The organism is Streptomyces sp. NPDC005963, from assembly GCF_040638655.1.
GTDB lineage: Bacteria > Actinomycetota > Actinomycetes > Streptomycetales > Streptomycetaceae > Streptomyces.
In genome coordinates this window covers 102422-124545 of sequence record NZ_JBEXVD010000022.1, presented here as the reverse complement: position 1 = coordinate 124545, position 22124 = coordinate 102422, and the positions used below count along the sequence as shown (strand labels likewise).

Genomic DNA, 22124 nt, shown 5'->3' with positions numbered 1-22124 from the left:
CCCCTGCCGCACCACCTGGAGGGCCTACCGTGCACCGCCGGCACAACGGGCTGAAGACCGCCGTACTCCTCGGGGGACTGTCCGCACTCATCATCGCCTTCGGTAGCTTCTTCGGACGTACGGGACTGCTCGTCGCGCTGGTCGTGGCGCTCGGTACCAACGCCTACGCCTACTGGAACAGCGACAAGCTCGCCCTGCGGGCGATGCGCGCCCGCCCCGTGAGCGAGTTCGAGGCACCTGCGCTCTACCGCATCGTGCGTGAGCTCTCGACCGCCGCCCGACAGCCCATGCCGCGCCTCTACATCTCGCCCACCCAGGCCCCCAACGCCTTCGCGACCGGCCGCAACCCGCGCAACGCCGCGGTCTGCTGCACCGAAGGCATCCTGCGCATCCTGGACGAGCGGGAACTGCGCGGCGTCATCGGCCACGAACTGAGCCACGTCTACAACCGGGACATCCTGATCTCCTCGGTCGCCGGCGCGCTGGCCTCCGTCGTGATGTTCCTGGCGAACTTCGCGTGGTTGATCCCGGCGGGCCGTTCCGACGACGACGGCCCGGGGCTCGCCGGCATGTTGCTGATCATGATCCTGGGGCCGATCGCCGCCTCCATCATCCAGCTCGCCGTCAGCCGCTCGCGCGAGTACGAGGCGGATGCCTCCGGCGCCCAGCTGACCGGCGACCCGCTGGCTCTGGCGAGTGCCCTGCGCAAGCTCGAAGCCGGCACCAAACAGCTCCCGCTGCCTCCGGAACCACGTCTGGAGACGGCGAGCCACATGATGATTGCGAACCCGTTCCGGCCGGGCAGGAGCCTGACCAAGATGTTCTCGACCCACCCGCCCATGGCGGAGCGGATCGCCCGACTAGAACAGATGGCAGGTCGCTGACCATGAAGACAATCCTGAATGTGATCTGGCTCATCCTGTGCGGTTTCTGGATGTTCCTCGGCTACCTCCTCGCCGGTGTGCTGCTCTGCATCACGATCATCGGCATCCCCTTCGGCATGGCCGCCTTCCGCATCGGCGTCTACGCCCTCTGGCCCTTCGGCTACACGGTCGTGGACCGCCATGACGCAGGAGCCCCCTCCTGCGTGGGGAACGTGCTCTGGCTGATCCTCGCCGGCTGGTGGCTGGCGCTCGGCCACATCGTCACCGGCATAGCGCTCTGTCTGACGATCATCGGCATTCCGCTGGGCATCGCCAACTTCAAGCTGATCCCGGTGTCCCTGCTGCCCCTGGGCAAGGAGATCGTGCCGTCGGACCAGCCGTTCGCCACCCGCTGACCACAGTCCGCCCACCCGCCGCGGCACCTCCACGGCGCGCACCGCACCGGGGGACAACCCCGGAGGCAGCCTTCCCTGTACCCCTCGCGCCGCCCGCCCACCCCGACCGTGCCCTGGCGGCCCTTGCGTACGGGCCCCAACGGCCGCACATCCCCTGCTCTCTCGGTGGATGATCATCCGTGAGCTGGGCAGACGCCCATCGAGGAGGAGGGCCGGAGCGACGGGTGATCGCCCATGGACCTTCACGGGATCACATCGACTCATTCGCGGTGATCGCAACCATCGGGTGCAAGATGCGCGTCTCATGGTGAACTCCGCAAAACAACTCATGCATCGCGACAACTTATGCATCGCGTGAGCGACGAGTTCCGCAGGGAAGGCAGGTTCAGGGCATGGGCATCATCAGCTGGATCGTTCTCGGGCTGTTGGCCGGGGTCGTCGCCAAGATCCTGCTTCCCGGGCGCGACCCCGGCGGGCTCATCGGCACCACGATCATCGGCGTCGTCGGGGCGTTCGTCGGCGGCTGGATCTCCGCGCGCTTCCTCGACAGGCCGATCACCAACGAGTTCTACGACGGCGCCACCTGGGCCGCAGCCATCGGAGGCTCCCTGGTGCTGCTGATCGTCTACCGCATCTTCTTCGGCCACTCGCGCTCGCGCTGACCCCCGGACCGGGCTGCCTCAACCGGCGAGCCCCGTCTCCCGCAAGGTGATGTTCAACCGGCCGCCGCTCATCCCCGTCGCCGGGTCACCGGTGCCCGGGTACACCTTCGGCACACCGTGGTAGGCAAAACGCGCGGGTCCGCCGAAGACGAAGAGGTCTCCGGACCCCAACTCCACATCGGTGTAGGGGCGCCCCCGGCCCTCTGTGTTGCCGAACCGGAAGACACAACTGTCCCCGATGCTCAGCGACACCACCGGAGCGGCGGAGTGCTCCTCCTTGTCTTGGTGCATCCCCATCCGCGCGGCGCCGTCGTAAAAGTTCACCAGCGCCGCATCGGGGTTGTAACCGGAGGCTTCGTACCGCTCGCCATACGCCGCGACCAGCGCCGACCGTCCCAACTCCGTCAACCAGTCGGGAAAGGCGGCGACCTCGGCGCCGTTCACGTCGTCCGCAGTTCGGCTGTAGCGGTAGGGCAGCCAGTGCCAGCCCAGGCACACCGTCTGCACCGACATCACACCGCCACCGGGGAGCGCCGTGCGCCTGAGCGGCACCGGCCCGCGGGCCCACGCCCGACAGGCATCCACCAGCGTCCGCTGCCGCTCGACCGGCAACCACCCCGGCAGATGCACCGCGCCGGGGCCCAGCGCGACCGGTTCGCGGGGGAACAGGGCGTCCCCGCTCATCGGGCGAGGCCGTTCATGACACCAGCGCGCCTTCCAGCCGCAACAGGTGCTCCTTGCGCCCCAGCCCTGCCGCGTAGCCGTGCAGTGCCCCGTCCGAACCGATCACCCGATGGCACGGACGCACCACCAGAAGCGGATTGCGTCCGATCGCGCTGCCCACCGCGCGGACCGCGATCCGGGACGCGCCCATCCGCTGGGCGATCTCCCCGTAGGTGGCCGTCGTCCCATAGGGGATCCGGTCCACTTCCTGCCAGACCCGCTGCTGGAACTCCGTCCCGCTCCCGGCGTACTGGAGGGCGAAGTCCGTCAGCTCACCGGCGAAGTAGCGCTCCAGCTGTCGCTCGATCTCATGGAACGCGGTGGCCGACCGCTGCCACTCGGACCGTACGAGCACCCTGCCCTTCTGCTCGGGCAACGACAGTGAAGCCAAGGCCGTGCCACCCGGGGCGGAAGCGGATTCTTCGCCCGTCAGCAGGACGTCGCCCACCGGGCTCTCCATGGTCGTGTACACCCTCACCACGGTCATCAGCGCTCCTCACTCGTGGTCCGTTCAGTACCCCACACCACGATTCTGCGCCGTGGGCACCCATCTCGGCTGGCAGGAATCCGACATGACGGCTGCCCGCACCAGGGCGGGCGGACCTGGGCCCGCCCGCTCCCCGGTGGTCGATCAGCGGTAGTTCACGAACTGGATGGCGAAGTCGAAGTCCTGGCCCTTCAGCAGTGCCTGCACCGCCTGGAGGTCATCGCGGCTCTTCGAACTCACCCGGAGCTCATCGCCCTGGACCTGGGCCTTGACGCCCTTGGGTCCCTCATCGCGGATGATCTTCGCCACCTTCTTGGCGTTGTCCTGTGAGATGCCTTCCTCGATGGAGGCGAAGATCTTGTACTCCTTGCCGGACAGTTGGGGCTCGCCTGCGTCCAGCGATTTCAGCGAGATGCCCCGCTTGATCAGCTTTGTCTGAAACACGTCGAGGATCGCGGTGACGCGATCCTCGGAGTTCGCCTGCATCAGGATCTTCTCGCCGGACCAGGCGATCGACGCCCCGACGTTCTTGAAGTCGTAGCGCTGGGAGATCTCCTTTGCCGTCTGGTTGAGGGCGTTGTCGACCTCCTGCCGCTCGACCTTCGAGACGATGTCGAAACTGGAGTCGGCCATGTCCTGTGGCTCCTTGAATCGGGTGCGTGGAGGGCGGCCGGAGTCCCCGAACCGCTCGGCCAAGCCTAGCCACCTGCACCCGCCCCGAGGGCTGATCAATCCAGTGGCGAAGCACCCCCGGACATCGGGTATCGTTTACGTCGTCGCCAAGGAACCCCGCACTACAGCGGATCGTTCACGGCGACATCCCATGGCGGTGTGCCCGAGTGGCCAATGGGAGCGGACTGTAAATCCGTCGGCTTAGCCTACCCAGGTTCGAATCCTGGCGCCGCCACGCGATGAAAGCCCCTCTGATCTGCGGAGACGCAGTCAGGGGGGCTTTTTCGTCGGCGTGGGAAGGTCGTAGGCGGATGGCCCGATAGACGGGGCGCTCAGCGGTCGTCCGTGCAACCGGCCGGGAGTTCGGGCAGGCCGGCGGCGTGGAGTGCGGCGGGGTCGAAGCCGGGGAGCGCGGCACGGGTGAGGAGGGCGGCGGCCAGCTGCTCGGCGTACGCGGCGCCCACCCGGGCGGTCTCGATCCGGGCGCCGGCCCGTAGCGCTTCGACCCGCTCCACATGTGCGTGCGTCTCCCGTCGCTCGATCGTGCCGTGCTCCCACGCCACGGCGGTGCGACGGTCCGTACGCCGGTGCCGGGCGGACAGGGCGTACGCCGTGACGGTGGCCAGCGCCCACAGCAGGAGGGGGAGTGACAGCCCGTCTGCGTATCCCGCGACGCCCGCGAGGGCGAGCCCACCGGACAGGGCGAACGCCGTTCCCGCGATGACGTCGTTCCCACCGCGGCCGACTGCGGCGAACGCACCGGCCGTGGCCGCGCCGACGGCGAGCAGGGCCATGAGGGTTGCATCGCCGACGGAGTGTTCGGCGCCGTTGGCGTTCCAGATGCGGCCGAGGACGAGCACGGTGGAGGTGGCGACGGCCGGTGCGGCCTTGGGCAGGGCGAGGGCGAGGCAGTGGCGGGCGAGGATCGGTTCGTTCATCGATGCCTCCTCAGACGTCGAGCCGGCGGACTGCCTCGATGACAACGTCGATGGGCGTGCGGAGGCGATCGGCCGCGCCGGCGGACACCGGGAAGAACCCGAACGCCCCGTGGCGAGGATGATCCGCGATGAGGACCCAAGGGCGAAGTCAAGGACCCCGCCCCGGCGTACGGGCACTGCCGACGGTCAGTCCGCGAGACGGAAGGCCAACTCGGTCACCCATTTGTTCAGGTCCGGCTGCACCCGGGGGTCGGTGAGATACGACTCCAGGCGACAACCCCAGCGCTCCGCCCCCGCCACCTCTGCCATGTCCCACTCCAGACCCTCGCGAGCGGCCCAGGAACGCAGCGCGTCGGCGACCTCGAACAGCCCGTCCGGGTGGCCGACATGCGTGAGCGTGGCATAGCGCCCCGCGGGCAGCGTGCCGACGCGGATGTCGCCCTCCGGCTCCGGTCGGGACACCACGGGGATGCCCGCCTCGACCTCCGACTCGCCCTCCAGGTCGAAGGTGTTGTAGCGGAAGAACGGCGCCCCCGCGAACTCCGCGTCATGGGCCGTCAGCCACCCGATCAGCTCGCCCAGTCGGTCGGCGATCCGGTCGAAGGAGTCCATCCGGACCGAGCCGCGGATGAAGGCGTACGGCTGCTCGGTCCGTTCGACGACCACGGGAGTCACATCAGACATGGCGATACCTCAGGCAGTAGGGAAGCAGGGCGGCAGGGCGTTCGGAAACGACGACTCCCCGCGGGAGTGGGACCGTTCGACGGCCGGACTCATCGCACGGGCCGGGCTCAGTTGCCGGCGATGTCCTTCACGGCGACCACCACCGGTACCGATCCGCTGATCAACTCCAACGTCAACCCGGCCGTGCCCGGCGTCTCGACCAGTTCCGCCAGTACGGCGGCCACGTCGTCACGCGGCACCGGGCCCCTGCCCGTCGACGCCTTGAGTTCCACCAGACCCGTACCGGCGTCGCTGGTCAACATGCCGGGGCGCAGGATCGTCCAGGCGAGGCGGGGCCGCGCCCGTACGTCGTCGTCGGCCGCACCCTTCGCCCGCAGATAGGCGTCGAAGACTTCGCTCCCGGGGTGCGAGGAGTCCGCACCCATCGCCGAGACGATGAGATAGCGGCGGACGCCCGCCTGCTCGGCGGCGTCCGCGAAGAGCACCGCGGCGGCCCGGTCCACCGTGTCCTTGCGGGCGACCCCGCTGCCCGGCCCCGCGCCCGCTGCGAAGACTGCGGCGTCCGCGCCCTTCAGCACCTCGGTGACCTCGGCGACGGACGCCGACTCCAGGTCGAGCACGACGGGTTCCGCCCCCGCGTCGCGCAGGTCGGCGCTGTGGTCGGGGTTGCGGATGATGCCCGCGACTTCATGTCCGCCTGCCGAGAGCAGCCGCTCCAGTCGGAGCGCGATCTGTCCGTGTCCTCCAGCAATCACAATGCGCATGTCTACGACCGTACGTCCGAAGCCCGCCCTGCGCCCGACAGTGCGGTGGCCGCGGAGTGAACGACGGCCGGCTCCTTCCGTCGTGTGCAGGTGGTCAGGGGCGCCCCTGGCGTGGCAGTTCGAGCGCCACGGCCACCGCGGAGTCGCAGTACTCCCGTACCGCGCTCGTCCGGGCCACCACCCGGCCGCGGTGGATGACGATCCTGCTGTACGCGAGGGACAGTACGGCCGAGAGCCGTTCCCCCCGCACGGCGAGCAACTCGGCCGGAAATCCGGCCTCCACCCGCACTTCCGGCAGCCCCATCGCCTCGCGCGCACCCGTCGCCACGGCCGCATAGGCGTCACCAGCCCGCAACCCTGCCTGGGAGGCCAAGAGATAGGCGGCCTCCAGCGGGTCGCCTCGCCCCACCGGATTGGCGACGTCCCGCAGGGCGCCGCTCCCGGCCGCCACCCGTACGCCGGCCGCCCGCAGCAGCCGTACGGGTGCGGTCCCGCGCTGCTCCATCGCTCCGCAGCCGCCCTGGGGGAGACAGATCACCGTGACCCCGGACGCCGCGAGTTGGTCGGCCGCCCTGGAGGCCACGGCGCGCGGCAGTCGGGCCAGTCCCGCGCAGGGCCCGATCGCCACACCCGTGCGCAGACCGCCGGCCATCGCCGCGAGGCGTGCGAGCCGGGCCGGGTCGTCGCCGTGGGTGTGGAGGTCGACCGGACAGCCGTGCTCGGCGGCCACTTCCAGGACCGCTTCCACATAGCCGGTCGGATCGGGGTCGGCGTCGGGGCAGCCGCCCACCACGGCCGCGCCCATCTTCACGGCGTCCCTCAACATCGCCAGACCGTCCGAACCCGCCACTCCGGTCAGCAGCCGCGGCACGGCCACGGTGGTCAGGTCGACCAACCCCCGTAGGGAGCGCCTGGCCTGCAACACGGCCTCCAGCGGGCCGAGCCCGTGCACGTCTCCGATCCGTACGTGGGAGCGCAGGGCCGTCGCCCCGTGTCCCAGTTGGAGCAGGGCGGCCTCGGTGGCCCGCCGTTGGACTTCCTGCGTCTCGTACGAGACCGGGCCGGGCGGGTCGGCGCTGAGTGCCGTGTCGCCGTGGGAGTGCGGTTCGGCGGGAGCGGGGAGGAGCAGATAGCCGCTGAGGTCCACCCGGGCGCAGTGCGGGGTGAGGCTGCCCGCGGTGCCGACCGCCTCGATCCGCCCGCCGCCGAGCCGTACGTCGACGGTGCGGCCGTCCGTCAGCCGGGCGCCGCAGAGCAGCAGCGCGGTGGTGTCAGCGGTGGCGCCGCCGGGTGGCTGCGGCTGGCTGTCGGGCATCGCGCTCCTGCGGGGGAGGTCGGGGCTCGGGCGTGTGAGCGGGGGGAAGATCACACAGCGTGAGACGAGCCTAGGGGCGATGGCCGCGGGCTTCGGGGAAGAGCGGAATAGTCGTACTGGTGCGGCCGTACGCAGGGTCGACACCGGGGGCGTCCCGGACGGAGCGCTGGTGGAAGCACCGATGTGCGGTCGGACGGAGGTCGCGTGCACAGGGGGCCGCAGTGGGCTTCGAGGGGGCCGTTGCAAGGGCGCGGGAAGGGGCCACCGAGGGTCCGGAAGAGCAAAGCGGTCGCCGCAGCCATCAGGCGACGAAACGGATTTGGGCGATCGGCGGGCGACCGTGTAATGTCTTCATCGCTCGCCCCAATAGCTCAGTCGGTAGAGCGTCTCCATGGTAAGGAGAAGGTCTACGGTTCGATTCCGTATTGGGGCTCTGATGTCGGGGATCCTCGCCTTCGGGCGAGGTGATCCGATATCGCAGCGGTGTAGCTCAGTCGGTAGAGCAAGCGGCTCATAATCGCTGTGTCACCGGTTCAAGTCCGGTCACCGCTACACACAGTAGCCGATTGTGGGGTCGGTCCTCCGATCGGCTACTCTTTTATGCGTTCAACCTCTGTCGTTTAAGTCCGTCCAAGGAGCACTCACGTGGCTGCCACCGACGTCCGCCCGAAGATCACGCTGGCCTGCGTGGAGTGCAAGGAGCGGAACTACATCACCAAGAAGAACCGGCGTAACAACCCGGACCGTCTTGAGCTCAAGAAGCACTGCATGCGCTGCAAGGCGCACACTGCGCATCGCGAGACGCGCTGATCAGGTTCGTCCCACGAGGCCGCCCCCTTTTTTCGGGGGCGGCCTCGTGGCATTTGTTGCGACGGCCCGGCGTCCCGATAACTCGGGCCGTTGATCAGAATGGTCAAATCTGTCAGGAGGGAGCCAGTTCATGGCGCTCGACCAGTCCTTCGTGGGGCGGACCTATCCGCCCACCTCGCCCTATGAGGTCGGCCGGGAAAAGATCCGCGAGTTCGCCGAGGCGGTGCGGGACGACAATCCCGTGTACGTCGACCAGGAGGCCGCGAAGGCGCTTGGATACCCCGATGTGATCGCCCCGCCGACCTTTGTCTTCGCGATCAGTTTCCGGGCCGCCGAGGCCGTCGTCCAGGACCCGCTGCTGGGTCTCGACTACGCCCGCGTGGTGCACCGGGAGCAGCGTTTCGCGTATGCCAGGCCGGTGCGGGCGGGGGACAGGCTGACCGTCGTCTCCACCATCGAGAGCATCAAGACGCTGGCGGGCAATGAGGTCGTCGACATTCGCGGCGAGGTGAGCGACGAGGCCGGTGAGCACGTGGTGACCGCGTGGACCAAGCTGGTGGCGCGCGCCGCCGAGGAGGCGTGATGACGGCGAGGATCTCTTACGACGACGTCGAGGTCGGCACCGAGCTGCCGGTGCGGAGCTTTCCCGTGGATCGCGCCACTCTGGTTCGGTACGCGGGTGCTTCCGGGGACTTCAATCCGATCCACTGGAACGAGAAGTTCGCCGTCGAGGTCGGGCTTCCGGATGTGATCGCCCACGGCATGTTCACCATGGCCGAGGCCGCCCGCGTGGTGACCGACTGGACCGGGGACCCGGGCGCGCTGGTGGAGTACAGCGTCCGTTTCACCAAGCCCGTCGTGGTGCCGAACGACGAGAAGGGCGCTGTGATCGAGGTCGGTGGCAAGGTCGCGGCCCTGCTGGAGGACCGTCGGGTACGCGTCGACCTGATCGCGACGAGCGCCGGTGAGAAGGTTCTGACCATGTCCCGCGCCGTGGTGCAGCTCGCCTGAGACCGATGTGCGGTTCCATCAGGGGCGTCCTTCCATACGGGAGGGGCGCCCCTGATCCATGCGGAGCCCCGGCCGCCGGATCACGTGAACGGTTGACGAGCTTAGTGATTGGTCACTAACTTACTGGTTATGGCCAGGATGAGCGCAGAGGAGCGGCGCGAGAGCGTCGTCCGGGCGGCGATCAGCGAGTTCGCGATGGGCGGCTATGCCGGCACCTCCACCGAGGCCATCGCCAAGCGGGTCGGTGTCTCGCAGCCGTATCTGTTCCGCCTCTTCAAGAACAAGCGGGAGTTGTTCCTGGCTGCGAGCGTGCGTTGTCTCGAAGAGACCGTCACCGCGTTCTCCGGCGCCCTGGCCGAGCGGCCCGACGCCCCTCCGAAGGATGTGATGGCGGAGGCGTATCTAGGGCTTCTCGACGATCACGAGCGGCTGTTGATGCAGATGCAGACGTACGTCGCCGTGGCTTCGGCCGAGGCGGCGGGCGATCATGAGTTCGGTGAGTTGATCCGCGGCGAGTGGGTCGCGATCTGGGACCGCGCGTCCCTCGCGTTCGGGGGCGACCTGGAGGCCACCACCGAGTTCATGAGCTCCGGCATGTTGATCAATACGCTGGCGACCCTGGGATTTCCCGGGGGGCACCGGGTGTGGGCCGGCTTCGGCGGACAGTTTCCCCAGCAGACGCCGGACGGCCACGAACAGGGCCGGGAGGAAGACGGTCGACAACCGGACGAGTCCGCAGGAGCGTCGACCGCCGGGGCCTGTGACGCCCTCCCGGCGTGAGGGGTTCCGTTGGGCGCTCGCTCCGCCGTTGCCAGACCGCAGAGCGGTGACGCACCGTGACCAGCTGCCGCCGAGGTCTGGCGATCTGACCTTTCCGTCCGGATCTTTTGGAACTCGCATGGCAAGGGGCACCCCTCGCCCGGGCTCGCTGCCGGGCGGGGAGTTTTCTGCCCAGAAAAGTTAGTGATCAATTACTAATTTAGGGGGAAGTAGTGAACCAACCACCATCGGCAGGTCGGGGCGGCACCACCTGGGCCATCGTCATCACGAGCGCGGCCAGTTTCATGGCCGCCCTCGACAACCTCGTCGTCACCACCGCACTGCCCGCGATCCGCGAAGACCTCGGCGGGGCGCTGGCGGACCTGGAATGGACGGTGAGCGCCTACACCCTCACCTTCGCCGTGCTGCTGCTGTTCGGGGCGGCGCTCGGTGACCGATTCGGCCGCCGCCGGCTCTTCACCATCGGACTGTCGATCTTCACCGCGGCTTCCGCCGGAGCCGCCCTCGCCCCCGGTATCGACTCCCTGATCGCCGCCCGCGCGGTGCAGGGCGTCGGCGCCGCGATCATGATGCCGCTGGCCCTCACCCTGCTCACGGTCGCCGTCCCGCCCGCACGGCGGGGCGCGGCCCTGGGCGTCCTGGGCGCGGTGACGGGGGTGGCGGTGGCCAGCGGCCCGCTCATCGGCGGCAGTCTCACCGAACACATCTCCTGGCAGTGGATCTTCTGGCTCAATGTGCCGATCGGCCTGGTCCTCCTGCCTCTCGCCCGGCTACGGCTGAAGGAGTCCCACGCACCTGACCCCCGGCTCGACGTCCCCGGCACCCTGCTGGTGAGCGGCGGTCTGTTCGGAGTCGTCTACGCCCTGGTCAACGGGCACACGGACGGCTGGACCAGCGCCGGAGTCCTCACCAGCGCGACCGTGGGCACCGCACTCCTGCTGGCGTTCGTCCGCCACGGCAGCGTCAGCCGACACCCCATGCTCCCGATGCGACTGTTCCGCGACCGGACGTTCGCCGGGGTCAACGCGGCGAGCCTGTTGATGTTCCTGGGGATGTTCGGATCGATCTTCCTCCTCAGCCAGTACATGCAGAGCGTCCTCGGCTACTCGCCCACCGAGGCCGGCCTGCGGATGCTGCCGTGGACCGGGATGCCGCTCCTCGTCGCACCGCTCGCCGGGTACTTCTCGGACCGGATCGGCGGCCGGCCCATCGTCATCGCGAGCCTCACCTTCCAGTCGCTCGGCCTCGCACTCTTCGCACTGGTCCTGGAACCCGGGATGTCGTACGCGGCCATGTTGCCCGCACAGATCGTCGGCGGCTTCGGCATGGCGCTCTTCTTCGCACCCGCCGCCAGTCTGGTCATGTCCAGCGTGCAGCCCGCCGAACAGGGCATGGCGTCCGGAGCCAACAACGCCCTCCGGGAGGTCGGCGGAGCGCTGGGCGTCGCATCCCTGGGAGCGGTGTTCGCCGCGCAAGGCGGCTACGGCACTCCGTGGACGTTCACGGACGGCATTGTGCCGGCGCTCTGGATCGGTGCCGGTGCCGTGGCCATCGGTGCGGTCGCCGCGTTCCTAATGGACGGACGGACGAACTCCACCCAGGACGGGATCCCGTCGGCCCGTACACCGGCCCGCCCGACGGCCACCGTCTGACCCGCCGCGTCTCCGGGGGCGCGGCTCCTGCCACAGGGAGCCGCACCCCCGGAAGGCGCACGCCGGGCCCGTACCCTGGTCCCGTGCAGGAACTCCACGATGCCCCCCTCGCCCCCCTGACCACCTTCCGGCTCGGCGGCCCCGCCACCCGGCTCCTGACGGCCACCACGGATGACGAGGTGGTCGCGGCCGTCAGGGAAGCGGACACCACCGGCACCCCGCTGCTGATCATCGGTGGCGGCAGCAATCTGGTCATCGGGGACAAGGGCTTCGAGGGAACGGCCCTGCGCATCGCCACCCGCGGGTTCCGACTCGACGGCCCCGAACTGGAGCTCGCCGCGGGCGAGATCTGGACGGATGCGGTGACCCGCACCGTCTCCGAGGGTCTGGCCGGCATCGAATGCCTGGCCGGCATCCCCGGTTCCGCCGGCGCGACCCCGATCCAGAACGTCGGCGCGTACGGCCAGGAGGTCTCCTCCACCATCACCGAGGTCGTCGCCTACGACCGGCACGAGGACCGTACGGTCACCCTCACCAACACCGAATGCGCCTTCTCCTACCGCCACAGCCGCTTTAAGGAACACCCCGACCGCTACGTCGTGCTGAGGGTCCGCTTCCGACTGGAGGAGACCGGCGGGCTCTCCGCTCCCATTCGGTACGCGGAGACGGCCCGGCTCCTTGGTGTCGAGGCTGGCGAGCGCGCCGATCTCGCCGAGGCCCGGCGCGCGGTGCTGAAGCTGCGCGCGGGCAAGGGCATGGTCCTTGACCCCGAGGACCACGACACCTGGTCGGCGGGGTCCTTCTTCACCAATCCGATCCTGAGCGCCGCGCAGTACACGGCCTTCCTCGACCGCGTCCGCGAACGCCTCGGGGACGAGGTCGCCCCGCCCGCCTATCCCGCCGGCGACGGACGCACCAAGACCTCAGCGGCCTGGCTGATCGACCGCGCCGGCTTCACCAAGGGGTACGGCAGCGGCCCGGCCCGCATCTCGACCAAGCACACCCTCGCGCTCACCAACCGGGGCGCGGCCACCACCGACGATCTGCTCGCCCTCGCCCGCGAGGTCGTCGCCGGAGTGGAGGACGCCTTCGGGATCACCCTCGTCAACGAGCCGGTGACCGTCGGCGTCAGCCTCGGCTCCGACGAGGGCGCCGGGCTGCCCGAGCCCGGCCGGCGGCGCGTCCCGCGCGACACGCTCTAGTACGCCACTCCCACGGTCCGTCCCACCGTCTCGCCCCGGGACACCTGCGCGAGCATCGCATGGGCCACGTCCGCCCGGCCGATGGTCCGGGCGGCGCGCGGGTTGCTCCCGATCGCCGTGCGGTAGACGCCGGTCAGCGGCTTGTCCAGGAGCATGGGCGGGCGCACGGCGGTCCAGTCGGTGGCGCTGTGGGCCAATGCCTCCTCCATGGCCCGCAGATCCCGATAGATGTCCTTGAACACGGCGGAGACCACGCGCGTGGTCGCCCGGTCGACGAGGCCCGCCCCTTCCGGGGGCCCGCCGAGGGGCGACGCGCTCACCACCACCAGCCGACGGGTGCCCTCCGTCTCCATCGCGGCCAGTACCGAGCGGGTCAGGGTCGTGGCGATCCCCGCGTCCGCCCGGCTGCGCGCGCCCAGGCCCGAGAGCACGGCGTCCCGGCCCGCAACGGCCGACCGCAGGGCCTCGGGCTGCAACCCGTCGGCCGTGAACACCGTGAGGCCCGGGTCGGTGACGGTGAAGCGGGACGGATCGCGGACCACGGCCGTCACCTCGTGGCCGGCGGCCAGCGCCTGGGTGACGATCTCCCGACCGACTCCGCCCGTCGCTCCGAAAACGGTGTATCTCATCGGGCACGCCTCCAAGGGGGTAAGTGTTCACTCACCCCCTAGAGTGGGTAAGTACTCACTCACTAGTCAAGTGCAGGATCGAAATCAGTCAGAGGACCCGAAGACCATGCAGAAGCCGGCACGTGCCCGCATCCTCGACGCCGCGTACGACCTGATGCTCAGCCTGGGGCTGGCCCGCACCACCACGAAGGAGATCGCCAAGGCGGCGGCCTGCTCGGAGGCCGCCCTCTACAAGAGCTTCGCCAGCAAGGAGGAACTGTTCATCGCTGTCCTCGACGAGCGACTGCCGAAACTGGGGCCGCTCCTGGGCGATCTCACCGCCAGCCCGGGTGCCGGAAGCCTCGAAGGCAATCTCGCCGAAGTGGCCCGACAGGCGGCCCGGTTCTACGCCCAGACCGTTCCGATCGCGGCATCGCTCTACGCGGACCCCCGACTCAAGGCCCGCCACGAAGCCGCACTGCGTGCCCTGGGCACCGGACCCCACAAGCCCATCCAGGGCCTCGACCGGTATCTGCGGGCCGAGCAGGAGGTCGGGCGCATCGCCGCGGACGCCGACACCTACGCCGCCGCCTCACTCCTGCTCGGCGCCTGCGCCCACCTGGCCTTCGCCTACGACAGCGCCCCGGGCGGAGTGGCCGCGCCCCCGCTCGACCGGTTCGCCGCGGACCTCGCCCGTACGCTGCTGAGCGGCATCCGCCCGCCCGGGACGAAAGACACTCCCTAGCCGGCCAACCAGTCGTCGATCCCGGCCAGCAACTGTGCCCGGACGTCTACGGGAGCCGCGGACCCCCGCACGGACTGCCGGGCCAACTCCGCCAACTCCTCGTCCGTGAAACCGTGGTGCTTGCGCGCGAAGTCGTACTGGGCCGCCAGCCGGGAACCGAACAGCAGCGGGTCGTCCGCGCCGAGCGCCATCGGCACTCCGGCGTCGAACAGCGTCCGCAACGGCACGTCCTCGGGTTTCTCGTACACGCCCAGGGCCACGTTCGACGAGGGGCAGACCTCACAGGTCACCCCGCGGTCGGCGAGTTGCCGCAGCAGCCGGGGATCCTCCGCCGCACGCACCCCGTGGCCGATCCGGGACGCGTCGAGGTCGTCCAGGCAGTCCCGCACCGACGATGGGCCGCTCAGTTCCCCGCCGTGCGGCGCAGCCAGCAGACCTCCGGTACGGGCGATGGCGAACGCACGGTCGAAGTCCCTGGCCATGCCCCGGCGCTCGTCGTTGGACAGCCCGAAGCCCACGACCCCCTGGTCGGCGTACCGCACGGCGAGCCGGGCCAGCGTTCGGGCCTCCAGCGGGTGCTTCATGCGGTTCGCGGCGACCAGCACCCGCATCCCCAGACCGGTCTCGCGGGCTGCACGGTCCACCGCGTCCAGGATGATCTCCAGGGCGGGGATCAACCCACCGAGGAGCGGCGCGTACGACGTCGGATCGACCTGTATTTCCAGCCAACCGGAACCATCCCTGACGTCCTCCTCCGCGGCCTCCCGCACCAGCCGCTGGATGTCTTCGGGAGCCCGCAGGCACGAGCGCGCGATGTCATAGAGGCGTTGGAAGCGGAACCAGCCGCGCTCATCGGTGGCGCGCAGCTTCGGAGGCTCGCCCCCGGTCAGGGCGTCAGGCAGATGGACGCCGTACTTATCAGCCAGTTCGAGCATGGTGGAGGGCCGCATCGAGCCGGTGAAGTGCAGATGGAGATGGGCTTTGGGGAGCCGGCTGACGTCACGTACATGGTCCATTCCAAGATCTTGCCGCACCGCCACGCCGAGAGGTAACCGGATTCCCTGATCGGGTCTTGCCCGAACGAAGAATCGGCTCCTGCCATGGGCGTCACCCAGGGCAGGAGCCGATCCGGAGGGGCGGTAGCGGCCCGAACCGTCAGTCGGTGGCCTCGGCCAGCAGCTTCTGGATGCGCGAGACGCCCTCGGCGAGGTCCTCGTCGCCCAGCGCATAGGAAAGGCGCAGATAACCGGGGGTGCCGAACGCCTCACCCGGGACCACGGCGACCTCGACCTCGTCCAGGATCAACGCGGCCAGCTCCACCGAGGACTGCGGGCGCTTGCCGCGGATGTCCTTGCCGAGCAGGGCCTTCACGGAGGGATACACATAGAAGGCGCCCTCCGGCTCGGGGCAGACGACGCCGTCGATCTCGTTGAGCATCCGGACGATGGTCCGGCGGCGGCGGTCGAAGGCCTCGCGCATCTGGGCGACCGCGTCCAGGTTCCCGGACACGGCGGCCAGGGCAGCGGCCTGCGCCACGTTGGAGACGTTGGACGTGGCGTGCGACTGGAGGTTGGTCGCGGCCTTCACCACGTCCTTCGGGCCCACGACCCACCCCACGCGCCAGCCGGTCATCGCGTACGTCTTGGCGACGCCGTTGACGACGATGCACTTGTCGCGCAGCTCGGGCACCACCGCGGGCAGGGAGGTGAAGGCCGCGTCCCCGTACACCAGGTGCTCGTAGATCTCGTCGGTGAGCACCCACAGCCCGTGCTCCACGGCCCAGCGGCCGATCGCCTCGGTGTCCTCGCGGCTGTAGACGGCGCCGGTCGGGTTGGACGGGGAGACGAAGAGGACCACCTTCGTACGTTCGGTGCGCGCGGCTTCCAGCTGCTCGACCGAGACCCGGTAGCCGGTGGTCTCGTCGGCGACGACGTCCACCGGCACGCCACCCGCGAGCCGGATCGACTCGGGGTAGGTGGTCCAGTAGGGGGCGGGCACGATGACCTCGTCACCCGGGTCCAAGATCGCGGCGAACGCCTCGTAGATCGCCTGCTTCCCGCCGTTGGTCACCAGGATCTGCGCCGGGTCGACCTCGTAGCCGGAGTCCCGCAGGGTCTTCTCCGCGATGGCCTTCTTCAGCTCCGGCAGGCCGCCCGCCGGGGTGTAGCGGTGGAACTTCGGGATTCGGCAGGCTTCGACCGCGGCCTCGACGATGTAGTCGGGCGTCGGGAAGTCGGGCTCACCGGCACCGAAGCCGATCACCGGGCGTCCGGCGGCCTTGAGGGCCTTTGCCTTGGCGTCGACGGCGAGGGTCGCGGATTCGGAGATCGCGGCGATGCGCGCGGAGACCCGGCGCTCGGTGGGAGAGGTTGCAGCGCTCATGAGGTCCATGGTCCCAGACGGCAATTGTGTCCGGCACAAGTGTTTCGTCCCGCGGACACCCGGCGTCGCCCGGGTCGGTGACGGTCGACCCGCCGGGGCAGCGCCGCGTCGGTACGAGACCGGTACAAGTCGGCGACGAGGTCGGTACAAGAGGGACGCAAGGAGCGCTGGGACGCTATCTGTTCGACGTCGGGCCGACGACCACGTACACTCACTCGTCGTTGGCCCGAACCGACCACGTCCTTGGATACGGTAGGTTGGGGAAGCCACAAAGGGTCGTAGCTCAATTGGTAGAGCACTGGTCTCCAAAACCAGCGGTTGGGGGTTCAAGTCCCTCCGGCCCTGCTACACAAGCCTTCGCCAGGCTGTGTGCGCATGTACGTGCAATAGATGAACCGCCGTGTGGCTCCACCGGGTGCGGCACGGCCACGACCCGGAATCAGGTGAAAGAAAGTGACGGACGCCGTGGGCTCCATCGACACGCCTGATGCCGAGGACGAAGCGCCTCAGAAGAAGTCCCGCAAGGGCGGTAAGCGTGGAAAGAAGGGCCCTCTGGGCCGTCTCGCGCTCTTCTACCGGCAGATCGTCGCCGAGCTGCGCAAGGTCGTCTGGCCGACGCGCAACCAGCTGACGACGTACACCACAGTGGTGATTGTCTTCGTTGTCATCATGATCGGTCTGGTGACCGTGATGGACTATGGGTTCCAGGAAGCCGTCAAGTACGTCTTCGGCTGATCCCACGGAGGGCGTCGGCATGGCGGCAGCCTTTCGTACGTTCCACCCATCTGTATCCAGAAAGAAGCAGCCACCGTGTCTGACCCGAACCTGAACGAGGCCGTCGAGCCGGGCGAGAGCTTCGAATCCGCCGAGTCCTCAGAGGACGAGCTCGACATCGTTGAGGCGGCCGACGAGGACCAGGCCGAGGCTGCCGACGCAGCGGCCGGTGAGCCGGCCGAAGAGGCTGCTGTGCACGACGACGCCGACGACGCTGTCGACACTGTCGACTCTGATGAGGCTGCCGAAGCCGAAGCAGAGGGCGACGCTGACGACACCGCGAGCGCCGAGGCCGAGCCCGAGGCCCCGGTCGATCCGATCGCCGCGCTCCGCGACGAACTGCGTCTCCTGCCCGGCGAGTGGTACGTCATCCACACCTACGCCGGCTACGAGAAGCGCGTGAAGGCGAACCTGGAGCAGCGTGCCGTCTCGCTGAACGTCGAGGAGTTCATCTACCAGGCCGAAGTGCCCGAGGAAGAGATCGTCCAGATCAAGAACGGCGAGCGCAAGAACGTCCGCCAGAACAAGCTTCCCGGTTACGTCCTGGTCCGCATGGACCTCACCAACGAGTCTTGGGGCGTCGTCCGCAACACCCCCGGAGTCACCGGCTTCGTGGGCAACGCCTACGACCCGTACCCGCTGACGCTGGACGAGATCGTCAAGATGCTCGCCCCCGAGGCGGAGGAGAAGGCGGCCCGCGAGGCTGCCGAGGCCGAGGGCAAGGCCGCTCCCGCCCGTCGCGTCGAGGTCCAGGTGCTGGACTTCGAGGTCGGCGACTCGGTCACCGTCACCGACGGTCCGTTCGCCACGCTCCAGGCGACCATCAACGAGATCAACGCTGACTCGAAGAAGGTCAAGGGCCTGGTCGAGATCTTCGGCCGTGAGACGCCGGTCGAGCTGAGCTTCGACCAGATCCAGAAGAACTAGCCGTACGCCGCTCACTGCGTACGCAATAGCTTCCGACCAGGTCAGAACAGCCCTCGTGGCCGTTCTGACCTGTCGGTTTTTAACCGCGCACCTATACCCGTTATCGTTGTGCGGTATGCCTCCATCCGGATGATCGGGTGGAGTGCTGGAAACTCTCACTAGGACCCGGAGAGAGCAATGCCTCCCAAGAAGAAGAAGGTCACGGGGCTTATCAAGCTCCAGATCCAGGCCGGCGCGGCCAACCCGGCTCCGCCGGTCGGCCCCGCCCTGGGTCAGCACGGCGTCAACATCATGGAGTTCTGCAAGGCCTACAACGCCGCGACCGAGTCGCAGCGTGGCATGGTCGTGCCGGTGGAGATCACGGTCTACGAAGACCGTTCCTTCACCTTCGTGACCAAGACTCCGCCGGCCGCCAAGCTGATCCTCAAGGCCGCGGGTGTGGACAAGGGCTCCGGCGAGCCGCACAAGACCAAGGTCGCCAAGCTGACGCGCGACCAGGTCCGTGACATCGCCACCACCAAGATGCCCGACCTGAACGCCAACGACCTCGACGCCGCCGAGAAGATCATCGCCGGCACCGCCCGTTCCATGGGCATCACGGTCGAGGGCTGACAGCCCCCGTCTGACCTCTGTGGTAGGGCCAAGCGCTGGTCCGCACCACAACTCCACACCCTGAAACACAGGAGCTGAAGTGAAGCGCAGCAAGTCTCTCCGCGCTGCGGACGCCAAGATCAGCCGGGAGCGCGTGTACGCCCCGCTTGAGGCCGTCCGTCTGGCCAAGGACACCACCTCCATCAAGTTCGACGCGACTGTCGAGGTCGCCATGCGTCTGGGTGTCGACCCGCGCAAGGCGGACCAGATGGTCCGTGGCACCGTGAACCTTCCGCACGGCACCGGCAAGACCGCCCGGGTCCTGGTCTTCGCGACCGGTGACCGTGCCGAGGCCGCGCGTGCCGCGGGCGCCGACATCGTCGGCGCCGACGAACTGATCGACGAGGTTGCGAAGGGCCGTCTGGACTTCGACGCCGTCGTCGCCACCCCGGACCTCATGGGCAAGGTCGGCCGCCTCGGCCGTGTGCTCGGTCCGCGTGGTCTGATGCCGAACCCGAAGACCGGCACCGTCACCCCCGATGTCGTCAAGGCTGTGACGGACATCAAGGGCGGCAAGATCGAGTTCCGCGTCGACAAGCACTCGAACCTCCACTTCATCATCGGCAAGGTCTCCTTCGACGAGACGAAGCTGGTCGAGAACTACGCCGCGGCGCTGGAGGAGATCCTCCGTCTCAAGCCGTCCGCCGCCAAGGGCCGCTACATCAAGAAGGCGACCCTGACCACCACCATGGGCCCCGGCATTCCGCTGGACTCCAACCGCACCCGCAACCTCCTCGTCGAGGAGGACCCGGCCGCTGTGTGATCCACACAGCAGTCGCGGGTTTCCGTACAACGAAAGCCGGTCCCCAAGCCTCTTACGAGGTGAGGGGGCCGGTTTTTCTGTTGCGCCGCTGTCAGAGGCTTCGGTTACCGTTCAAACATTCGTAAAGAATCTTCAAGGGGTGGGGCATGGGCAAGACCGCATGGAAGCGCGCGGGCATGTCGCTGACGGCGGTCGCCGTCATCGCCGGTGTGGCCGGTTGTGGCAGTGAGTCGGGCACGAAGGAACGTTCCGTTGCGCAGGTGCTCACCGCCGCGCACAAGAACACCGCGGCGGCGAAGTCGGCGAAGGTCGACATCACCATGAAGGGCTCCGACGGCACGGCCGGTGGCGAGAAGCTCGACATGCAGATGTCCGGCGTCGTCGGCTGGGACCCGGTGCTGATGGACATGACCGTGACCGGCATGGAGGACATCGCCGACGCGCCCGGGAAGTCGCGCATGGTCATGGTCGACGACGTCATCTACGTGGACATGGGCGCCAAGTCCGCCAAGGAGATGGATGGCAAGCGCTGGATGAAGATGGACTTCGGCGCGATCGCCGACATGTCCGGCGACCCCGAGCTGCAGAAGCAGATGACCGGGGGCATGGAGGACATGAACCAGGACCCGGCCCAGCAGCTGGCGCTCCTGCTGGATTCGCCGAACGTGAAGAAGGTCGGCACGGAGAAGATCGACGGCGTGGAGACCCAGCACTACAAGGGCACGCTCACCTTCGAAGAGATGATGAAGTCGAAGCTCGACCTGCTGGGGAAGAAGGAGCGGGACGACCTCCTGGCGAAGATGAAGAAGTCCAAGATGAAGGGCTTCGAGACCGAGGTCTGGGTGAACGATGATGACTATCCGGTCCGGATGAACGTCACGATGAACTTCCCCGAGGGCAAGGGCAAGCTCGTCACCAGCGCCGACTACTCCGACTACGGCACCAAGGCGTCGGTGAAGGCTCCGCCGGCGAGCGAGACCGCGGACCTGATGGAGCTCTTCAAGGAGCTCGGTGACCTCAGCAAGGAGATGAAGGAGCTGGAGAAGCTCGACGAGGGCTCCGCCCAGAGCTAGAACCTCTCCCGCCGGGCGCCCTGTCGGGGAGTCCTCCCGGTCGTCGACCGGGTCGGCCCGACGGGGGCGCTGGGCCTGGGGGCCATCGGCCCCGGAAGCGGCGCCGCTCATTCCCGTCGCGGGGTGGTGAGCGCCGCACCGGCCCCGCTGGCGCGTCGCCCCGCGCGGTTCGGGCCCGGATCCCCTGGAGCGGCTCAGCTGTCCTCAGTGAGGCTGGTGATGCCTCTGGGGTGGGTGGGGGCCCAGAGCGCCCGTACAGGCGGCTGGAAGTCGCTCCACGGTCCCTCTCCGAGGACCCGCCGGGCTCGTTCACGGCCGGTCGCGCCGGATCGGATCGATGCCCCGGCGCTCTATCGCTTGTCGGGCACACCCCACCTGACCAGGCCGTACGGGGCGATTTGCTTCTCGCGGAGCCGCTCACGTACTCTTCCCCAGAAGCCAAAGACCGCTGGTCGTTGCCGCGTGCTCTTCTGAGGGTGCGGCGACCGAAGGAATCCGCTAGCTGCGGACGGCCTGCGCAGGTGACACAGTGTCAAGCTCCCGGATTCCATTCGGTTGAGCTCAGCCCCGTGCGCCTGCGCCGGGGCGTTTCGTTTTGCACAGTCTCCTCCTTCGGGTCCGCGCGGTCCTCATCACCCGGAAGGAGGCCGATGCTCATGGCAAGGCCCGACAAGGCTGCCGCGGTAGCCGAGCTGGCGGACCAGTTCCGCGGCTCGAACGCCGCCGTGCTGACCGAGTACCGGGGTCTCACCGTGGCACAGCTCAAGCAGCTGCGCCGCTCACTCGGTGAGAACGCCCAGTACGCCGTGGTGAAGAACACGCTGACCAAGATTGCGGCCAACGAGGCCGGGATCGACACGCTCGACGACCTGTTCAACGGTCCGACGGCGGTTGCCTTCGTCACCGGTGACCCGGTGGAGTCGGCGAAGGGTCTTCGTGACTTCGCCAAGGACAACCCCAACCTGATCATCAAGGGCGGTGTCCTTGATGGCAAGGCGATGTCCGCCGATGAGATCAAGAAGCTTGCGGACCTCGAGTCCCGCGAGGTTCTGCTCGCCAAGCTGGCGGGCGCCATGAAGGGCAAGCAGTCCCAGGCTGCCGCGCTCTTCCAGGCGCTTCCCTCGAAGTTCGTCCGCACCGCGGAGGCGCTTCGTGCCAAGCAGGCCGAGCAGGGCGGTGCCGAGTAACTCGGCTCGCGCATTGATCAGCGCTGTTTCCATGC

General features: G+C 68.6%; 25 protein-coding genes, 4 tRNA genes and 1 pseudogene. 20 read left to right on the top strand and 10 right to left on the bottom strand.

Translation table 11 applies throughout. The features are described from left to right. Window positions 1–29: 29 nt before the first annotated feature. The 3 genes from htpX to ABZ348_RS25675 all read left to right on the top strand — a co-directional run bounded on the left by htpX (window position 30) and on the right by ABZ348_RS25675 (window position 1941). Entirely contained in the window at window positions 30–884 is an 855-nt protein-coding gene (gene htpX, locus ABZ348_RS25685) for a zinc metalloprotease HtpX (protein WP_358936821.1), read from the top strand. A 2-nt stretch (window positions 885–886) separates the two neighbouring features. Continuing rightward, window positions 887–1279 (top strand): YccF domain-containing protein, encoded by a 393-nt coding sequence (locus ABZ348_RS25680; protein WP_358936820.1) that lies wholly within the window; start codon window positions 887–889, stop codon window positions 1277–1279. 392 nt (window positions 1280–1671) lie between these two features. Next, a complete protein-coding gene (locus ABZ348_RS25675) occupies window positions 1672–1941 on the top strand; it encodes a GlsB/YeaQ/YmgE family stress response membrane protein (protein ID WP_358936818.1) in 270 nt (89 codons plus the stop codon). 18 nt (window positions 1942–1959) lie between these two features. Here the strand turns inward: ABZ348_RS25675 and ABZ348_RS25670 are convergent, their stop codons facing one another. The 3 genes from ABZ348_RS25670 to ABZ348_RS25660 all read right to left on the bottom strand — a co-directional run bounded on the left by ABZ348_RS25670 (window position 1960) and on the right by ABZ348_RS25660 (window position 3784). Next, window positions 1960–2625 (bottom strand): alpha-ketoglutarate-dependent dioxygenase AlkB, encoded by a 666-nt coding sequence (locus ABZ348_RS25670; protein ID WP_358936816.1) that lies wholly within the window; start codon window positions 2623–2625, stop codon window positions 1960–1962. 13 nt (window positions 2626–2638) lie between these two features. Further along, window positions 2639–3142 carry a methylated-DNA--[protein]-cysteine S-methyltransferase gene (locus ABZ348_RS25665; protein WP_358936844.1) on the bottom strand — a complete coding sequence of 168 codons (504 nt, stop codon included), beginning with the start codon at window positions 3140–3142 and terminating at the stop codon, window positions 2639–2641. A 153-nt stretch (window positions 3143–3295) separates the two neighbouring features. Next, window positions 3296–3784 (bottom strand): YajQ family cyclic di-GMP-binding protein, encoded by a 489-nt coding sequence (locus tag ABZ348_RS25660; RefSeq protein WP_358936814.1) that lies wholly within the window; start codon window positions 3782–3784, stop codon window positions 3296–3298. A 192-nt stretch (window positions 3785–3976) separates the two neighbouring features. Here ABZ348_RS25660 and ABZ348_RS25655 point away from each other — a divergent pair. Beyond that, window positions 3977–4058: transfer RNA gene (locus tag ABZ348_RS25655), tRNA-Tyr, on the top strand. Window positions 4059–4155: 97 nt separating this feature from the next. On the opposite strand, the gene ABZ348_RS25650 is transcribed toward ABZ348_RS25655, so the two are convergent. The 4 genes from ABZ348_RS25650 to ABZ348_RS25635 all read right to left on the bottom strand — a co-directional run bounded on the left by ABZ348_RS25650 (window position 4156) and on the right by ABZ348_RS25635 (window position 7524). After that, window positions 4156–4761 (bottom strand): hypothetical protein, encoded by a 606-nt coding sequence (locus ABZ348_RS25650; RefSeq protein ID WP_358936812.1) that lies wholly within the window; start codon window positions 4759–4761, stop codon window positions 4156–4158. Window positions 4762–4947: 186 nt separating this feature from the next. After that, entirely contained in the window at window positions 4948–5445 is a 498-nt protein-coding gene (locus ABZ348_RS25645) for a GyrI-like domain-containing protein (protein ID WP_358936810.1), read from the bottom strand. A gap of 107 nt (window positions 5446–5552) precedes the next feature. Continuing rightward, window positions 5553–6209: an NAD(P)H-binding protein gene (locus ABZ348_RS25640; RefSeq protein ID WP_358936806.1), complete on the bottom strand. Its 657-nt coding sequence runs from the start codon at window positions 6207–6209 to the stop codon at window positions 5553–5555. 94 nt (window positions 6210–6303) lie between these two features. Continuing rightward, window positions 6304–7524, bottom strand: coding sequence for an amidohydrolase family protein (locus ABZ348_RS25635; RefSeq protein WP_358936804.1), 1221 nt, complete (start codon window positions 7522–7524; stop codon window positions 6304–6306). Between the two features lie 360 nt (window positions 7525–7884). On the opposite strand from ABZ348_RS25635, the gene ABZ348_RS25630 reads away from it, so the two are divergent. The 8 genes and pseudogenes from ABZ348_RS25630 to ABZ348_RS25595 form a co-directional block, all read left to right on the top strand. Beyond that, window positions 7885–7957 (top strand) — tRNA-Thr (locus ABZ348_RS25630). A 46-nt stretch (window positions 7958–8003) separates the two neighbouring features. Then, a tRNA-Met gene (locus tag ABZ348_RS25625) sits at window positions 8004–8076 on the top strand. A 93-nt stretch (window positions 8077–8169) separates the two neighbouring features. Then, complete coding sequence (gene rpmG, locus ABZ348_RS25620) at window positions 8170–8334, top strand: 50S ribosomal protein L33 (RefSeq protein WP_358936803.1); 165 nt, start codon at window positions 8170–8172, stop codon at window positions 8332–8334. A 130-nt stretch (window positions 8335–8464) separates the two neighbouring features. Then, entirely contained in the window at window positions 8465–8917 is a 453-nt protein-coding gene (locus ABZ348_RS25615; RefSeq protein WP_358936801.1) for a MaoC family dehydratase N-terminal domain-containing protein, read from the top strand. Beyond that, the gene (locus tag ABZ348_RS25610; protein ID WP_358936799.1) at window positions 8917–9345 is read left to right on the top strand and encodes a MaoC family dehydratase; all 429 of its coding nucleotides are present in this window, start codon (window positions 8917–8919) and stop codon (window positions 9343–9345) included. Before ABZ348_RS25615 ends, ABZ348_RS25610 begins: the two co-directional genes overlap by 1 nt. A 129-nt stretch (window positions 9346–9474) precedes the next feature. Next, window positions 9475–10125, top strand: a complete 651-nt coding sequence (locus tag ABZ348_RS25605) for a TetR/AcrR family transcriptional regulator (RefSeq protein ID WP_358936797.1) — start codon at window positions 9475–9477, stop codon at window positions 10123–10125. A gap of 212 nt (window positions 10126–10337) precedes the next feature. Next, window positions 10338–11777, top strand: coding sequence for a DHA2 family efflux MFS transporter permease subunit (locus ABZ348_RS25600; RefSeq protein WP_358936796.1), 1440 nt, complete (start codon window positions 10338–10340; stop codon window positions 11775–11777). An 83-nt stretch (window positions 11778–11860) separates the two neighbouring features. Continuing rightward, window positions 11861–12913: pseudogene (locus ABZ348_RS25595) on the top strand (UDP-N-acetylmuramate dehydrogenase); the annotation flags it as partial. A gap of 62 nt (window positions 12914–12975) precedes the next feature. On the opposite strand, the gene ABZ348_RS25590 reads toward ABZ348_RS25595, so the two are convergent. Then, window positions 12976–13608, bottom strand: a complete 633-nt coding sequence (locus ABZ348_RS25590; RefSeq protein ID WP_358936794.1) for an NAD(P)H-binding protein — start codon at window positions 13606–13608, stop codon at window positions 12976–12978. Window positions 13609–13714: 106 nt separating this feature from the next. Between ABZ348_RS25590 and ABZ348_RS25585 the strand changes: the two genes are divergently transcribed. Next, entirely contained in the window at window positions 13715–14332 is a 618-nt protein-coding gene (locus ABZ348_RS25585) for a TetR/AcrR family transcriptional regulator (protein ID WP_358936792.1), read from the top strand. Here the strand turns inward: ABZ348_RS25585 and ABZ348_RS25580 are convergent. Further along, window positions 14329–15348: an adenosine deaminase gene (locus ABZ348_RS25580; RefSeq protein ID WP_358936790.1), complete on the bottom strand. Its 1020-nt coding sequence runs from the start codon at window positions 15346–15348 to the stop codon at window positions 14329–14331. The two genes, ABZ348_RS25585 and ABZ348_RS25580, sit on opposite strands and share 4 nt — an antisense overlap. 139 nt (window positions 15349–15487) lie before the next feature. Then, the gene (locus tag ABZ348_RS25575; protein WP_358936789.1) at window positions 15488–16714 is read right to left on the bottom strand and encodes a pyridoxal phosphate-dependent aminotransferase; all 1227 of its coding nucleotides are present in this window, start codon (window positions 16712–16714) and stop codon (window positions 15488–15490) included. 272 nt (window positions 16715–16986) lie between these two features. Here ABZ348_RS25575 and ABZ348_RS25570 point away from each other — a divergent pair. The 7 genes from ABZ348_RS25570 to rplJ all read left to right on the top strand — a co-directional run bounded on the left by ABZ348_RS25570 (window position 16987) and on the right by rplJ (window position 22089). Then, window positions 16987–17059 (top strand) — tRNA-Trp (locus ABZ348_RS25570). A 108-nt stretch (window positions 17060–17167) separates the two neighbouring features. Beyond that, complete coding sequence (gene secE / locus ABZ348_RS25565) at window positions 17168–17449, top strand: preprotein translocase subunit SecE (RefSeq protein ID WP_329022136.1); 282 nt, start codon at window positions 17168–17170, stop codon at window positions 17447–17449. Between the two features lie 75 nt (window positions 17450–17524). After that, window positions 17525–18415, top strand: coding sequence for a transcription termination/antitermination protein NusG (nusG, locus tag ABZ348_RS25560; protein ID WP_358936787.1), 891 nt, complete (start codon window positions 17525–17527; stop codon window positions 18413–18415). Between the two features lie 177 nt (window positions 18416–18592). After that, complete coding sequence (gene rplK / locus ABZ348_RS25555) at window positions 18593–19027, top strand: 50S ribosomal protein L11 (protein WP_003956479.1); 435 nt, start codon at window positions 18593–18595, stop codon at window positions 19025–19027. A 79-nt stretch (window positions 19028–19106) separates the two neighbouring features. Then, on the top strand, window positions 19107–19829 hold the full coding sequence (rplA, locus tag ABZ348_RS25550) for a 50S ribosomal protein L1 (RefSeq protein WP_358936785.1): 723 nt from the start codon (window positions 19107–19109) through the stop codon (window positions 19827–19829). Between the two features lie 146 nt (window positions 19830–19975). After that, window positions 19976–20902: a hypothetical protein gene (locus tag ABZ348_RS25545; RefSeq protein WP_358936783.1), complete on the top strand. Its 927-nt coding sequence runs from the start codon at window positions 19976–19978 to the stop codon at window positions 20900–20902. Window positions 20903–21558: 656 nt separating this feature from the next. Beyond that, on the top strand, window positions 21559–22089 hold the full coding sequence (gene rplJ / locus ABZ348_RS25540) for a 50S ribosomal protein L10 (RefSeq protein ID WP_358936781.1): 531 nt from the start codon (window positions 21559–21561) through the stop codon (window positions 22087–22089). Window positions 22090–22124: the final 35 nt, after the last annotated feature.

Coding starts and splice junctions, on each gene's coding strand:
- ABZ348_RS25575 (WP_358936789.1), bottom strand. CDS start 16,714: ATGAGCGCTGCAACCTCTCCCACCGAGCGCCGGGTCTCCGCGCGCATC.
- ABZ348_RS25615 (WP_358936801.1), top strand. CDS start 8,465: ATGGCGCTCGACCAGTCCTTCGTGGGGCGGACCTATCCGCCCACCTCG.
- ABZ348_RS25670 (WP_358936816.1), bottom strand. CDS start 2,625: ATGAGCGGGGACGCCCTGTTCCCCCGCGAACCGGTCGCGCTGGGCCCC.
- ABZ348_RS25635 (WP_358936804.1), bottom strand. CDS start 7,524: ATGCCCGACAGCCAGCCGCAGCCACCCGGCGGCGCCACCGCTGACACC.
- ABZ348_RS25580 (WP_358936790.1), bottom strand. CDS start 15,348: ATGGACCATGTACGTGACGTCAGCCGGCTCCCCAAAGCCCATCTCCAT.
- ABZ348_RS25650 (WP_358936812.1), bottom strand. CDS start 4,761: ATGAACGAACCGATCCTCGCCCGCCACTGCCTCGCCCTCGCCCTGCCC.
- ABZ348_RS25680 (WP_358936820.1), top strand. CDS start 887: ATGAAGACAATCCTGAATGTGATCTGGCTCATCCTGTGCGGTTTCTGG.
- ABZ348_RS25545 (WP_358936783.1), top strand. CDS start 19,976: ATGGGCAAGACCGCATGGAAGCGCGCGGGCATGTCGCTGACGGCGGTC.
- ABZ348_RS25590 (WP_358936794.1), bottom strand. CDS start 13,608: ATGAGATACACCGTTTTCGGAGCGACGGGCGGAGTCGGTCGGGAGATC.
- ABZ348_RS25675 (WP_358936818.1), top strand. CDS start 1,672: ATGGGCATCATCAGCTGGATCGTTCTCGGGCTGTTGGCCGGGGTCGTC.
- ABZ348_RS25640 (WP_358936806.1), bottom strand. CDS start 6,209: ATGCGCATTGTGATTGCTGGAGGACACGGACAGATCGCGCTCCGACTG.
- ABZ348_RS25585 (WP_358936792.1), top strand. CDS start 13,715: ATGCAGAAGCCGGCACGTGCCCGCATCCTCGACGCCGCGTACGACCTG.
- ABZ348_RS25605 (WP_358936797.1), top strand. CDS start 9,475: ATGGCCAGGATGAGCGCAGAGGAGCGGCGCGAGAGCGTCGTCCGGGCG.
- rplJ (WP_358936781.1), top strand. CDS start 21,559: ATGGCAAGGCCCGACAAGGCTGCCGCGGTAGCCGAGCTGGCGGACCAG.
- ABZ348_RS25645 (WP_358936810.1), bottom strand. CDS start 5,445: ATGTCTGATGTGACTCCCGTGGTCGTCGAACGGACCGAGCAGCCGTAC.
- ABZ348_RS25610 (WP_358936799.1), top strand. CDS start 8,917: ATGACGGCGAGGATCTCTTACGACGACGTCGAGGTCGGCACCGAGCTG.
- ABZ348_RS25660 (WP_358936814.1), bottom strand. CDS start 3,784: ATGGCCGACTCCAGTTTCGACATCGTCTCGAAGGTCGAGCGGCAGGAG.
- rplK (WP_003956479.1), top strand. CDS start 18,593: ATGCCTCCCAAGAAGAAGAAGGTCACGGGGCTTATCAAGCTCCAGATC.